Source organism: uncultured Pseudophaeobacter sp., assembly GCA_905479575.1.
Classification (GTDB): Bacteria; Pseudomonadota; Alphaproteobacteria; order Rhodobacterales; family Rhodobacteraceae; genus Pseudophaeobacter.
The window spans coordinates 24125-37048 of sequence record CAJQNB010000035.1 but is presented as its reverse complement, the minus strand read 5'-3'; the positions used below and the strand labels follow the sequence as shown (position 1 = coordinate 37048).

13 protein-coding genes are annotated in these 12924 nt (G+C 60.2%); 7 read left to right on the top strand and 6 right to left on the bottom strand.

Annotated elements, in window-relative coordinates; genetic code table 11:
• Positions 1–66: 66 nt before the first annotated feature.
• Positions 67–753: a response regulator transcription factor gene (locus QZ268_RS11245; protein WP_295452403.1), complete on the bottom strand. Its 687-nt coding sequence runs from the start codon at positions 751–753 to the stop codon at positions 67–69.
• A gap of 186 nt (positions 754–939) precedes the next feature.
• Here QZ268_RS11245 and ribA point away from each other — a divergent pair, with 186 nt between their 5' ends.
• Positions 940–2028: a GTP cyclohydrolase II gene (gene ribA, locus QZ268_RS11240; RefSeq protein ID WP_295452401.1), complete on the top strand. Its 1089-nt coding sequence runs from the start codon at positions 940–942 to the stop codon at positions 2026–2028.
• Positions 2025–2546, top strand: coding sequence for a L,D-transpeptidase family protein (locus tag QZ268_RS11235; RefSeq protein ID WP_295452398.1), 522 nt, complete (start codon positions 2025–2027; stop codon positions 2544–2546). Before ribA ends, QZ268_RS11235 begins: the two co-directional genes overlap by 4 nt.
• A 6-nt stretch (positions 2547–2552) precedes the next feature.
• On the opposite strand, the gene QZ268_RS11230 is transcribed toward QZ268_RS11235, so the two are convergent.
• Positions 2553–3215 (bottom strand): YggS family pyridoxal phosphate-dependent enzyme, encoded by a 663-nt coding sequence (locus QZ268_RS11230; RefSeq protein WP_295452396.1) that lies wholly within the window; start codon positions 3213–3215, stop codon positions 2553–2555.
• A gap of 120 nt (positions 3216–3335) precedes the next feature.
• On the bottom strand, positions 3336–4376 hold the full coding sequence (locus tag QZ268_RS11225; RefSeq protein WP_295452394.1) for a porin: 1041 nt from the start codon (positions 4374–4376) through the stop codon (positions 3336–3338).
• 393 nt (positions 4377–4769) lie between these two features.
• Here QZ268_RS11225 and QZ268_RS11220 point away from each other — a divergent pair, with 393 nt between their 5' ends.
• The 5 genes from QZ268_RS11220 (at position 4770) to QZ268_RS11200 (ending at position 10146) form a co-directional block, all read left to right on the top strand.
• Positions 4770–5258 (top strand): DUF3576 domain-containing protein, encoded by a 489-nt coding sequence (locus QZ268_RS11220; protein WP_295452391.1) that lies wholly within the window; start codon positions 4770–4772, stop codon positions 5256–5258.
• A gap of 97 nt (positions 5259–5355) precedes the next feature.
• A complete protein-coding gene (gene leuS, locus QZ268_RS11215) occupies positions 5356–7923 on the top strand; it encodes a leucine--tRNA ligase (protein ID WP_295452389.1) in 2568 nt (855 codons plus the stop codon).
• A complete protein-coding gene (gene lptE / locus QZ268_RS11210; protein ID WP_295452386.1) occupies positions 7910–8434 on the top strand; it encodes an LPS assembly lipoprotein LptE in 525 nt (174 codons plus the stop codon). Before leuS ends, lptE begins: the two co-directional genes overlap by 14 nt.
• The gene (holA, locus tag QZ268_RS11205; RefSeq protein ID WP_295452384.1) at positions 8431–9459 is read left to right on the top strand and encodes a DNA polymerase III subunit delta; all 1029 of its coding nucleotides are present in this window, start codon (positions 8431–8433) and stop codon (positions 9457–9459) included. The genes lptE and holA overlap by 4 nt, the downstream gene beginning before the upstream one ends.
• Before the next feature lie 93 nt (positions 9460–9552).
• Positions 9553–10146, top strand: a complete 594-nt coding sequence (locus QZ268_RS11200; RefSeq protein ID WP_295452381.1) for a glutathione S-transferase — start codon at positions 9553–9555, stop codon at positions 10144–10146.
• Between the two features lie 45 nt (positions 10147–10191).
• Here QZ268_RS11200 and QZ268_RS11195 read toward each other — a convergent pair whose 3' ends face one another.
• The 3 genes from QZ268_RS11195 to QZ268_RS11185 form a co-directional block, all read right to left on the bottom strand.
• Positions 10192–11388, bottom strand: coding sequence for a TIGR03862 family flavoprotein (locus QZ268_RS11195; protein ID WP_295452378.1), 1197 nt, complete (start codon positions 11386–11388; stop codon positions 10192–10194).
• A 102-nt stretch (positions 11389–11490) separates the two neighbouring features.
• On the bottom strand, positions 11491–12105 hold the full coding sequence (locus QZ268_RS11190; RefSeq protein WP_295452375.1) for an enoyl-CoA hydratase/isomerase family protein: 615 nt from the start codon (positions 12103–12105) through the stop codon (positions 11491–11493).
• Positions 12102–12851 carry an SDR family oxidoreductase gene (locus QZ268_RS11185; protein ID WP_295452373.1) on the bottom strand — a complete coding sequence of 250 codons (750 nt, stop codon included), beginning with the start codon at positions 12849–12851 and terminating at the stop codon, positions 12102–12104. The genes QZ268_RS11190 and QZ268_RS11185 overlap by 4 nt, the downstream gene beginning before the upstream one ends.
• Positions 12852–12924: the final 73 nt, after the last annotated feature.

Here is a 12924-nt window from a genome sequence, read left to right as displayed (position 1 = left end):
CCAGTCCAACAGGGAGGTGCACATCATAACCCGGACATGCGCGGGATGAGGGAAAAAAGACAGGCGCTAGCTGATCAGACGATAGCCACCGGATTCCGTTACCAGGATACGGGCATTGGAGGGATCCGGTTCGATCTTTTGGCGCAGCCGATAGATATGGGTTTCCAAGGTATGCGTGGTGACACCGGCGTTATAGCCCCAGACCTCATGCAGCAGCACATCCCGCGCCACCACCCCATCGGTGGAGCGATAGAGGAATTTCAGGATATTGGTCTCTTTCTCGGTCAGCCGGATCTTGCGCTCATCCTCGGTCAGCAACATCTTCATCGCCGGCTTGAACGTATAGGGCCCAAGCACAAAAACCGCATCTTCGGATTGTTCATGCTGGCGCAATTGGGCGCGGATACGCGCCAATAGCACCGGAAATTTGAAAGGTTTCGAGACATAGTCATTGGCACCGGCATCCAGTCCCAGAATGGTGTCTGAATCGCTGTCATGGCCTGTCAGCATCAGGATCGGCGCCTTGACGCCTTGCTTGCGCATCAGGCGGCACAGCTCACGACCATCGGTGTCGGGCAAGCCCACATCCAGGATCACCAGATCATACAGCGCCTCTTTCACGCGCTCCATGGCGCCTTGGCCATTTTCGGCCTCAAAGACATCAAAGTCCTCGGTCATAATCAGCTGTTCACTCAGAGCCTCGCGCAGATCCTCGTCATCATCCACCAGTAGAATTTTCTTCAGTTGCGCCATGGTTCTGGTCTCCCGCCTCTAGATCCTGTTTGCGTGACTGACAGATGCGCCTCCCCCCTGCAAAGGACAAGATATGCTGCAAAACATTCACGCCGTCGTGTCCGTAGCAAAGGAATTATTTCACTTCTGTTGAAATTGAGCCTAGGAAAGGCCGGTATTTATGTCACCCAATGCTGGATTTGCCGCATGAGCCTGATGCCCACCATGATCGAACTCTTGGCCCGCGCGCGGGTAGATCTGCGCATGGGGCTGCCAGTCGTCCTGATTGAGGAGGGGCAAGCCGCCCTAGCGATCGCCGCCGAGAGCCTGTCACAGGACCGTCTGAGCGAAATGCAGGCGCTGGGAGAGGTCACCCTGGCCCTGACCGCACGCCGCGCCGAGACCCTGAAGGCCCGCGCCTATGATGGCGATACCGCCCGCATCCACCTGCCAGACGCAGCAGATCTGGGTTGGATCCAGGCGCTGGCAGATCCGACGGATGATCTGAAGGCGCCGATGAAAGGCCCCCTGGTCAGCGCCCGTGAGGGCTCCGCCACCCTGCACCGTCTGGCCATTGCTCTGGTGAAATCGGCGCGGCTGCTGCCCGCTGCATTGTTGGTGCCGCTTGAGAGTGGCGCGCAGTTTGCCGTCAGTCATGGGCTCACCCTGTTGCCGCAGGCTGCCGCTGAACCGCTGATGAGCCAAAGCTCGCCGCTGCATGCCGTCGCTGCCGCCCGCCTGCCGATGCAGGCTGCCGAGGCTGGTCGGCTGCATGTGTTTCGCCCCGAAGATGGCGCCGAAGAACACTACGCCATCGAAGTGGGGCGGCCCGATCGACACCAGCCGGTTCTGGCACGGCTGCATTCGGCCTGTTTCACCGGCGATGTTCTGGGATCGCTAAAATGCGACTGCGGCCCGCAGCTCAACGCGGCGCTGGCGCAGATGGGGGCGACGGGCAGCGGCGTGTTGCTTTACCTCAATCAAGAGGGGCGCGGCATTGGTCTGGCCAACAAGATGCGCGCCTATTCCCTGCAAGATCAAGGGTTTGACACGGTGGAAGCCAACCATCGCCTGGGCTTTGAAGATGACGAACGCGATTTCCGCCTTGGCTCTGCCATCCTGAAAGAGCTGGGGTTTTCCCAGGTGCGTCTGTTGACCAACAACCCAAACAAGATCGCGATGATGGAAAAAACCGGCATCAAGGTCACCGAGCGGGTGGCGCTTAAAGTTGGCGAAAATGCCTTCAACGCGCAGTATCTGGCCACCAAGGCCGCCAAATCGGGTCACATGTTATGACCACCACACCGCCCTATTCTGCAGCCGATCTGGTGCTGACCAAGCGCGGGCTGCGCTTTGCCGGACGGCTGTTACCCTGCAGCATCGGCAAGGGCGGCATCTCGCGCAACAAGCGCGAAGGCGACGGGGCCACGCCAACCGGGCTGCACCACATTGTCGGGATGCTGTACCGCCCGGACCGCATGGCCAGACCAAATGCCTGGGCCCGGCCGACTGGCCCCGGTGATCTGTGGTCGGATGACAGTCACGACAGCCACTACAACACCCTGGTCACAGCGCCTTATGGATTCAGCCACGAGCACCTGCGCCGGGCCGACCCTTTGTATGATCTGGTACTGATACTGGATTGGAACTGGCCCAATGCCACCCCCGGCAAGGGCTCTGCCATATTTATCCACCAATGGCGCCGTCCGGGATATCCGACCGAGGGCTGCATCGCCTTTGATCGGCGTGATCTACAGTGGCTGGCCGCCCGCGTAGAGCCGGGCAGCCGGGTGATTGTCCCAGATCTGGCTTAGGCTCGGTCAGGCTTGCGTATCATAAGCGCGGGCGCCAAAGATGGCTGAGCCAACCCGCACATGGGTTGCCCCATGGGCGATGGCCTGCTCGAAATCGCCGCTCATTCCCATGGACAGCCCCGCCAGCCCATTGCGGGCGGCAATTTCTGCCAGCTGGGTGAAATGATCGGCTGCGGCCTCATCTACCGGCGGGATACACATCAGGCCTTTGACCGGCAGATCCAGCCCACGGCACTCGGCGACAAAGCCATCGGCCTCCTCCGGCAGGATGCCTGCCTTTTGTGGTTCGGCTCCGGTATTGACCTGAATGAACAGATCAGGGCAGTGGCCCAGCTCCTGCGCCAGCCGTGCGATACTTTTGGCCAGCTTTGGGCGATCCAGCGTATGAATGGCGTTGAACAGCTCCATCGCCTGACGCGCCTTGTTGGTTTGCAAGGGGCCAAGGAGATGCAGATCGATATCGTCGTATTCCTTGGCAAAGTCGGGCCATTTGCCCGCCGCCTCTTGCACCCGGTTTTCGCCAAAGCAGCGCTGCCCCTGATCCAGCACCGCCGCCACACGTTCGTTGGGTTGCACCTTGGACACCGCAATCAGGGTGACCGATCCGGCGGCGCGACCGGCAGTGGCTTCGGCTTGGGCTATGCGGGATTTGATGTCTTGCAGCGACATGGGGCCTCATCCTTCGTTTGGAGAGGAGAGAAACACTGTTTGCAGGCAAATGTTAAGGGCAAAAGAAAAGGGCGAGCTCAACTAAGAGCCCGCCCCAAATCACGCTAAGCGTGGTTCAACTTAGAAGCTGAATACAACACCAGCCTGGAAGGTGTTGTTGTCCTGCGAACCGCGGCGGTAGCCGGTTTCGAAGGATGCACCGGCACCCAGGTCGTAGGAGTAGTTGATACCGTAAGAGGTACCTTCCTGGCCATTCGAACCGGCGACGTTGTCACGGTTGTCACCACGGCCAGCAGCTACGTCAGCTGCAGAAACGGCATCTTCCGAAGTGACCCATGCTACCAGCCTGGAAGCAGCGCCCAGCTCTACGTTGCCGTACAGGCCGAACTTGTCGATACCTTCGTTGTCGGCATAGGCTACACGAACGCCGAACTGACCCAGATCACCGGAAAGGGATACTGCGGTCTTGTCTTCCCAAGCGTTGTCAGAAGACTGGTGACCCAAAGCTACGGTCCAATCTCCAAAAGTGTAAGAGAGATTGGCAGCAATACGGTCCATTGCAACGGCACCGTTAGAGGTCGAGTACGAAATGTGACCGCCAAAGCCGCCAGCGCTGTACATTACTTCTACACCGTTGGTCACATTGCCATCGGAATCATAGTAGTCCCAGTTGAAGTATTCGTTGTTCACGTTGCCAACGTGAGACATGAACTGGGCACCGTCAAGGCCAGCGCCGACAGCGCGGGTTTCCAGGTAAGTTCCAGCCATGTTTTCGAATGCACCGTTGATGTTACCAACGCCAACAGTGAAGCCGCCGTAAGTCGCATAGAAACGCGGTGCGCTCCACAGCATAACCTGAGGTGCGTTATTGCCGTTGTCAGCTTCGGCGCGCATCCGACCACCAAGTTCAACACCGCCGTCGGTTACAGTCGAATAATCGAACTGCAGACGCAGACGGCTGATGATGTTGGTTTTGGAAACACCGTTTACTGCACGGTCGTTACCATTCGAAGGGTAGCCACCGGTACCTTCCAGAGCAGCATTTGGTCCACCACTGTCGTAGCTCAGGCCAAAACGGCCATAGCCGCTGATGTTCAACTCGGCCGCTGCCATGCCAGCAGTGGCGATCAGCGCGGTAGTCGCGAAGAGAACCTTTTTCATTGTCTTTTCCCTCGGTTTTCAAATCTGATGCCCAAACCGGGGAATCCGGTGTGGGTATGACAAGGGGTTTCGCTTTTTCACCCCCGTTTTGGCAAGAGCGGCCCAACTGCCAGCCAGCATTGCTCTTTCGGATGGTGCAGCTTTGCCACAGTCTTAAGCCTACCCCGGCTCTTCCCCCTCTGAATCCACCTGATTTGCGCCCTGTGCAGTATCACAATCAACAACAGTCCGCGCATGGCCCTAGCTAACCAGCCTGCCCGTAATTGGCTGTGCCCCATATATAACTGTCCGCCCGCACGATTCGCTGGAAGCTGGCGCAGATCGCTAAACCCCTTGCTCCGCAACCCGTCGATACGGTAGGAGTGCGGCAAGATACTGGCGCCGGGAGTGACGATGACACTGCATAAGATAGTAAAGACAACTCTTATCGGAGTTGTGTGCCTTGGATTAGCAGCCTGTGGCGGGCGCTCTGACAGAACCGGTCCCCGTGGGACAGCCCCCCAAGAATTCAACAATGACATTGATACTGCCCAAAGCAGCAAGTCATCGATCTGGGATCTGTTCGGCGGCACGCCGGATCAGAAGGTCCAGGTGAACCGCTACCTGTGGAATGCCACCCTGGATGTGCTGGAATTCCTGCCAGTGCAATCGGTTGACCCCTTCACCGGCGTCATCGTAACCGGCTATGGCACACCTCCTGGCAGCGGCCGCTCCTATCGCGCCACGGTTCACATCAAGGACCCGGCCCTGGACGCGCGGTCTCTGAATGTCTCGCTGCAGACAAAGGGCGGCCGCCCTGTCAGCGCATCGACCACCCGCGCCGTCGAAGACGCAATCCTGTCACGCGCCCGCCAGTTGCGCATCGCTGACAAGAACCTCTGACAGGCCGCGACGACGGCTCTGGAACAGAGATCAAAACAACAGTATTACATGCGCCGGGTCACCACCCGGCGTTTTCATTCTTAAAGGACCTGTCGTGATGTCGCGCTACGCTGCCACCAAAATCGAAGAAAAATGGCAAAAGGCCTGGGATGAGGCCGGTATTTTTGAGGCCAAACGCATACCTGGCAAAGAGAAATACTACGTGCTCGAGATGTTCCCCTACCCATCGGGGAAGCTGCACATGGGTCATGTGCGCAACTACACCATGGGCGACGTGGTGGCGCGCTACAAGATGTCCACCGGACATAACGTATTGCACCCAATGGGCTGGGATGCCTTTGGCATGCCCGCAGAAAACGCTGCAATGGCCAGCGGTGGCCACCCCAAGGACTGGACCTACGCCAATATCGACGCGATGAAAGAGCAGATGAAGCCCCTGGGCCTGTCGCTCGACTGGTCGCGTGAATTTGCCACCTGTGACGAAGATTACTACGGCCAGCAACAGGCACTGTTCCTGGATTTCCTCGACAAGGGGTTGGTTTACCGCAAAAACGCCGTGGTGAACTGGGATCCGGTTGATATGACCGTTCTGGCCAACGAACAGGTCGAAGGCGGCCGTGGCTGGCGTTCGGGCGCGCTGGTGGAACGGCGCGAGCTGACTCAGTGGTTCTTCAAGATCTCTGATTATTCCGAAGAGCTGCTGAGCGCGCTGGACGGGCTGGACAACTGGCCCGCCAAGGTGCGCCTGATGCAGGAAAACTGGATCGGCAAGTCCCGCGGTCTGCAGTTTGGCTTTGAGCGCACAGATGGCGGTGACCCGATTGACGTCTACACCACTCGCCCAGACACCCTGATGGGCGCGTCCTTTGTCGGTATCTCGCCCGATCACCCCATTGCCAAAGAGCTCGAAGCGAAATCCGCTGAAGTGGCTGAGTTTGTTGCACAATGCCGCAAGGGCGGCACCACCGAAGAGGCCATCGAGACCGCGGAGAAGCTGGGCTACGACACCGGCATCCGGGTGAAACATCCGCTGAACCCGGACTGGGAACTGCCGGTCTGGATCGCCAATTTCATCCTGATGGACTACGGCACCGGCGCCATCTTTGCCTGCCCAGCACATGACCAGCGCGACCTGGATTTCTGCCGCAAATACGATCTGCCGGTGAAAAACGCCTTCTTCACATTGGAAGACGCAACACCGGTTGCAAACGAGGCCCTGGTGCCTGCCAAATCGGAAAAAGTCCGCTGGGTTGACCATTTTGCCGGTCTCACCGAGGCCACCGGCGAAGAAGCCATCAACACCACCGTTGATTTTGCCGAAAAGGCCGGTTGGGGCGAGGGCGTCACCAAGTTCCGCCTGCGCGACTGGGGGCTGTCGCGTCAGCGCTATTGGGGCTGCCCGATTCCCGTAGTGCATTGCGCCGATTGCGGCGTGGTACCGGAAAAGAAAGAAAACCTGCCCATCGCCCTGCCCTATGACGAAGACGGCAAGGCGATTGATTTCTCGGTGCCGGGCAACCCGCTGGATCGTCACCCCAGCTGGCGCGATTGTGCCTGCCCCGCCTGTGGCAAACCTGCCCGGCGCGAAACCGATACCATGGACACCTTTGTGGACTCCTCGTGGTATTTCTCCCGTTTCACCGCGCCAAATGCCAAAACACCCACGATTCTGCCCGAGGCCAAATACTGGATGAATGTGGATCAGTATATCGGCGGCGTCGAACATGCGATTCTGCACCTGCTCTATGCCCGGTTCTTTTCCCGCGCGATGAAGATCTGCGGCCACCTGCCGGATGGCTGCGAAGAGCCCTTTGACGCGCTGTTCACCCAGGGCATGGTGACCCATGCGATCTATCAAAGCACGGGGGCCAATGGCCGACCGGTCTACCACTACCCCGAAGAGGTGGAGCTGCGCGACGGTGGCGCCTTCCTGAAAGAGAGCGGCGCCGAGGTGAAAATCATCCCGTCGGCCAAGATGTCGAAGTCTAAGAACAACGTCGTCGATCCGCTGTCGATCATCTCGTCCTACGGCGCCGACACTGCGCGTTGGTTTGTCCTCTCCGATTCGCCCCCCGAACGGGACGTGGAATGGACCGCCTCCGGCGCCGAGGCCTCCTACAAGCACCTCAACCGGGTCTGGAATCTCTGCGACAAGATTGCCGCGATGGAGCCCGGAACAGCTGGTCAGGGCGACGAAGACCTGCTGCGTGAGATGCATAAAACCATCCGCGACGTGACCCTTGGCATTGAAAGCTTTGGCTTTAACGCCTCAATCGCGCGGCTCTATGGCTTCACCAATACCCTGGCCAAATCCAAGGCGGGGCAAGCGGCACAGAAACAGGCCATCATGGTGCTAGCGCAGCTGATGTCCCCCATGGTGCCGCACCTGGCCGAAGACATCTGGGCTCACCAGGGCGGGACCGGTCTGGTCACCACAGCGCCCTGGCCGGTTGCGGATGAGGCGATGCTGGTCGAGGCCAGCGTCACCCTGCCGATCCAGATCAATGGCAAACGCCGTGGGGAAATCACCGTGGCGGCTGATCTCGACAAAGCAGAGGTTGAAAAAATCGCCCTGGCACACGAAGCTGTACAAAAGGCGCTGAATGGCGGCGCCCCGAAAAAGGTCATCGTGGTGCCGGGTCGTATCGTCAATGTCGTTGCTTAAACAGTCTTTGCTGATCTTAACGCTGGCCGCCTCTGTGGTGGTCAGTGCCTGTGGCTTTACCCCGGTGCATGCACCGGGGGGCACCGGGGATGCGCTCTATGGAGAGGTGGATATCACCTTTCCTGACCTGCCCGATTCGACTGGCGACAAGAACGCCTATTTCCTGGTGCGGGATCTGGAACAGCGTCTGGGACGCGCCAGCAGTGGCGCCTACCAACTTGACCTGACCCTGACGACCAGAACCGACGGCCAGGCGATCACCGCTGACAACTCGATCACCCGCTATTCGATCATCGGCGCTGCGGGCTACAGCCTGACGCGAAAATCGGATGGGGTGGTGGTGGCCAGCGGCAGTGAGACCAACTTCACCGGCTATTCTGCCACTGGCTCAACCGTTGAAACCCTTGCCGGGGAGCGCGACGCCTATAAGCGCCTGATGCGCATTCTGGCGGATCAGATCTCTGCCCGCCTGCTGGCCTCAGCGGATCTGGCCCCCACAGCCGCCGAATGAAGCTTTCGCCGCGTGACACCGACGCCTATTGCCAACGCCCGGATCCCTCCAAGACCGGGCTGCTGATCTATGGTGCCGATGCCATGCGGGTAGCGCTAAAGCGCCAGCAGATGCTCGCGGCCCTGCTGGGGCCTGGTGCAGATGAAGAAATGCGCCTTGCCCGGATGCCGGGCAGCGAGCTGCGCAAAGACCCCGCGCAGTTGCTGGATGCGGTCAAGGCGGTCGGTTTTTTCCCCGGCGCCCGCGCCGTTTTTGTAGAAGAGGCCAACGACACCGCCGCCCCGGCGATCCTGGCCGCACTCGAAGAATGGCAACCGGGAGACGCGCAGATTATCGTCACCGCCGGCCAGCTCAAAGCCACCTCAAAGCTGCGCAAGGGGTTTGAAAGTCACTCAAATGCCTATGCCACCGGTATCTATGACGATCCCCCCTCGCGGGCTGAGATTGAGCGTATCCTGGGGGCGGCGCAGATCCGCGATGTGCCAAATGACAGCATGCTGGCGCTGACCGATATTGCCAATGACATTGGCCCCGGGGATTTCTCGCGGATGATCGACAAGCTGTCGCTTTATAAACATGGCGACACTGCGCCTTTGTCACTGGAGGATATCCAGGCGGTGGCGCCACAGTCCACCGAAGCGGCCTTGGATGATGTGCTCAACGTGGTGGCCGAGGGACGCACCGCCGAAATTGGCCCCTTGATCAGTAGATTACAGTCGCAAGGCACCAATGCAGTAACACTGTGTATTGGCGCCACCCGCCATTTTCGCACACTTTACACTGTTGCCGCCGATCCCGGCGGTCCGGCGCAGGGTATTGGCCGTTTGCGCCCGCCGCTCTATGGCAAGCGCCGCGACAGGGTGTTGCGCCAGGCGCAAAACTGGGGCGCCGATCGGTTGCAACGGGGCCTGACAATCCTGACAGACACCGACCTTATGCTGCGCTCAGCCGGGCAAACCGCGCCGGCCCTGGCGCTGATGGAACGTGCGTTGATCCGACTGTCGATGCTGGGCCGCGCCCGCTAAGGCTGTACGCGCTGCGTCACATCTCCTTTCCAGCCTTGACCTCTCGCCCCCAGGCTTCATCTTGGCGCCAACGTCCAAGAGGGAGAGACCATCATGTATACAGTTGTCGGCGCACCTATGACACGCAGCTTTCGGGTGCTGTGGGCCCTGGAAGAACTGGGCCAGCCCTATGAGCTGATCCCGGCCCTGCCACAAAGCCCCGAGATCCTGGAAGTAACGGACTCGGGCAAGGTGCCTGCCCTGATTGAGGGGGACGCGGTGCTGACCGACTCCACCGCGATCATCACCTATCTAGCGGACAAACACGGGGGCCTCACAGCGCCGGCCGGCACGCTGGCGCGGGCCCAGCAAGATGCCATGACCCAGCGGTTTCTGGATGAGCTGGACGCGGTGTTGTGGACAGCAGCACGGCACAGCTTTGCCCTACCCAAGGACCAGCGCGTGGCAGATGTGAAACCCAGCTTGATGTGGGAATTCAATCGCAACCTCAACCGAATCGCGCCGTTGATCAAAGGCCCCTTTGTCTTGGGGGAAAACTTCACCCTGGCGGATATCGTTCTGACCCATTGCCTGAGCTGGGCCTTTGGCGCCAAGTTTCCAGTGGATAACCAAGCGATGCTGGACTACGGCAAGGCCATGCGTGGGCGGGCGGCGCATCAGCGGGTTGCGGCCCTCACCAAGACATAGCCGCCCCCCAGCCCAGTTGCGCCGACCCAGTTGTGACTGGGCCTGTTACTGGGCCGCGAGATAGCGCGCGGCGCCCTGGCCAGCCCAACGGCCAGTGGCAAAACAACCCGTCAACAGATAGCCCCCGGTGGGGGCCTCCCAGTCCAGCATCTCCCCGGCGCAAAATGTACCGGGACGTTTGGCCAGCATCAGATCCGGCGTCAGCTCTGCCCAACTGAGCCCACCAGCGGTGGAGATTGCCTCATCCATGGGACGCAGGCCCGCATGGTTCACCGGCAGCGCCTTGATCAATGCGGCCAGATCCCCCGGATCCTGCGGCAGCGGGCGGCCAAATTCATGCAACAGGGCGGTGCGGGCCACCCCCAGTTTCAAACTGCGGCGCAGATGATTGGCCAGGCTGGCCTTGCCACGGGGGCGCGACAGGCGCTTGGTGATTTCTCCAGCGGATAGATCCGGCAGCAAATCCACGCTCAGATCCGCGCCATCGCGTACCGCAGCGCTGACGGTATAGATCCCGCCGCCCTCCAGCCCACGCGCCGAGATCACCGCCTCACCGCGCGACGCGCTGCTGCCTGCCTGCCATTTCACGCCTTTCACTGGCTGGCCGTACTGCCCCTGCACGTGCGCAGACCAATCGACCAGTAGGCCCGCATTGGCCGGTTTGAATGGCTCCAGGCCAACCCCCTGCGCCACAAGAATTTCACTCCAGCCCCCGTCCGAGCCCAGCCGCGCCCAGCTGGCGCCGCCCAGCGTCAGCACCGTGCAGCGCGTTTTGACCTGCTGCGCCCCGTCAGGAGTGTCAAAACACAGATCAGCCCCCTGCCAACCGGTCCAGCGCCAGCGGGTCTGCTGGGTCACGCCCAGTTTATCCAGCTCACCCAACCAGGCGCGCAACAGCGGCGAGGCTTTCATTTTTTCAGGGAAGACCCGACCAGTGGAGCCTGTGAACAAGGGCTGACCCAAGCCCCGCGCCCAGTCTTGAATGGCAGCAGCGTCAAACGCCGCAATGATCGGCGCCAAGGATGCAGCGGCAGCGCCAAAATGTGGCAACAGCTGCGCCAGGGGCTCATCCTTGGTCAGGTTCAGTCCGGATTTCCCCGCCATCAGGAATTTGCGCCCCAATGAGGGCTTGGCCTCAACCAGCAGCACCCTATGGCCCTGGGCTGCAAGCTCACCGGCAGCCATCAGCCCCGCAGGCCCGCCACCGATCACCACCGCATCCCATACCCGTTCCTGATCCATCCCGGCCTCTTTCCCGCTTTTGGCCTCCTGACTTCAGAAGGGCTCTCTGCCTGCGCACCTAACGAAGGACCATACAAAAGACGAGGCCCGCGCTTCCGAGCTTTAGCTTTGGCACATCTCCAGAATACCGCTGGCGATTTCAGGCTTGGCCGCCAGCGAATCCGCCAGCAAGGCCTGCGCCTGTGCCATCAGATCCTCTGGGGCCACCAAACGATCCACCAACCCCCAGGCGCAGGCCTCTGGCGCCTCGATCTTTTGTCCAGCAGCCAGAACCATCTTGGTGCGGGCCGGACCGATCAGCGCAGCCATGCGCCCGGCATCCGAAGGCTGGGGCAGATAGCCGAGCTTCATCACCGGATAAAAGACCTTTGCCCCAGGCACCGCCAAACGGATATCGCAGGCCAGCGCCATACCATTGGCGCCCCCCGCCAGGGTGCCGTTCAGCGCCGCAATCTTGAGACATGGCACCGCCGCTAGCGCCGCCGAGAGGCGTTCCCAAACGGTGGAGGTCGCCAGCCCGGCGCGGGCCTCGTCCAGATCGGCACCTGCGCTAAAGACCTTGCCAGCGCCGGTAAGAATCAACCCGCGCGCCGCCTGCGCCCGGGTCGCGATATCGACAAGCTCTTCCAGCATATCTGAGGTCAGCGAATTGGCCTTTTCCGGCCGATTAATGGTGACGGTCCAAAGCCCCGCCTCGGATATATCAAGATTGATCATAGCAGGCCCACCCGGCGACGGATCAGGTCGAGACGCAATGAGACCTCATCGCCGAGAAATTCATCCGCATCCGAGCTGCACATCCACAGCAGGGTCTTGGCGGGCCATTCCGCTGGCACATGGTCATTCCAGTCAAGCTGGCTAACCGCGTTAATCCCACTGGCCTTGATCTTGCGCTGCATCTCGGTGGCCACGGTTCCCGGCGACAGGCTGAGTACGCGAATACCGTTGCTGGCCTCCTCCAGATGCAGGGCCTTGGTCAACATCAAAACACCCGCCTTTGAGGTGCAATAGGCGCTCCAGCCTTCCAGCGCACTATAGGCCGCACCGGAGCCGATATTGATGATGGTGCCGCCATTCCCTGATTTCATCAACGGCAAGGCCGCATGGATGCCGTTAAAAACGCCCTTAATGTTGATATCCATCAATTGGCCCCAGGCCGCCGGGTCAGCATCTTCGATTCGGGCGATCGGATCGATGATGCCAGCGTTGTTGATCAAGACGTCAATGCTGCCAAAATCCGCATGTACCTTTTGCAGTGCGGCTGCAACCGCTGCGGGTTCAGAGACATCACAGGCAAAGGCCAGCGTGTTTCCGCCGAGCTCCTCAGCGAGGGCTGCCAGACTATCGGTGCTCCTTGCCAGCAAGGCCAGATTGGCACCTGCCTGCGCAAAAACGCGCGCCGCATCCGCCCCGATGCCACGGCTGGCACCGGTGATGACAACTGTTTTGCCCTTGATATCCATCAACTAAATCTCCAAGTCCTCTAATTCCAAATGTGGTAAACTGCTTAGGGGGAACGGTCCAGCCCTTGGCACC

Bases quoted from the DNA above. Each gene is read 5' to 3' on its own strand.
- QZ268_RS11200 (WP_295452381.1), top strand. From the start codon at position 9,553: ATGTATACAGTTGTCGGCGCACCTATGACACGCAGCTTTCGGGTGCTG.
- QZ268_RS11225 (WP_295452394.1), bottom strand. From the start codon at position 4,376: ATGAAAAAGGTTCTCTTCGCGACTACCGCGCTGATCGCCACTGCTGGC.
- QZ268_RS11190 (WP_295452375.1), bottom strand. From the start codon at position 12,105: ATGATCAATCTTGATATATCCGAGGCGGGGCTTTGGACCGTCACCATT.
- QZ268_RS11245 (WP_295452403.1), bottom strand. From the start codon at position 753: ATGGCGCAACTGAAGAAAATTCTACTGGTGGATGATGACGAGGATCTG.
- leuS (WP_295452389.1), top strand. From the start codon at position 5,356: ATGTCGCGCTACGCTGCCACCAAAATCGAAGAAAAATGGCAAAAGGCC.
- QZ268_RS11195 (WP_295452378.1), bottom strand. From the start codon at position 11,388: ATGGATCAGGAACGGGTATGGGATGCGGTGGTGATCGGTGGCGGGCCT.
- QZ268_RS11185 (WP_295452373.1), bottom strand. From the start codon at position 12,851: ATGGATATCAAGGGCAAAACAGTTGTCATCACCGGTGCCAGCCGTGGC.
- holA (WP_295452384.1), top strand. From the start codon at position 8,431: ATGAAGCTTTCGCCGCGTGACACCGACGCCTATTGCCAACGCCCGGAT.
- lptE (WP_295452386.1), top strand. From the start codon at position 7,910: ATGTCGTTGCTTAAACAGTCTTTGCTGATCTTAACGCTGGCCGCCTCT.
- QZ268_RS11220 (WP_295452391.1), top strand. From the start codon at position 4,770: ATGACACTGCATAAGATAGTAAAGACAACTCTTATCGGAGTTGTGTGC.
- QZ268_RS11230 (WP_295452396.1), bottom strand. From the start codon at position 3,215: ATGTCGCTGCAAGACATCAAATCCCGCATAGCCCAAGCCGAAGCCACT.
- QZ268_RS11235 (WP_295452398.1), top strand. From the start codon at position 2,025: ATGACCACCACACCGCCCTATTCTGCAGCCGATCTGGTGCTGACCAAG.
- ribA (WP_295452401.1), top strand. From the start codon at position 940: ATGAGCCTGATGCCCACCATGATCGAACTCTTGGCCCGCGCGCGGGTA.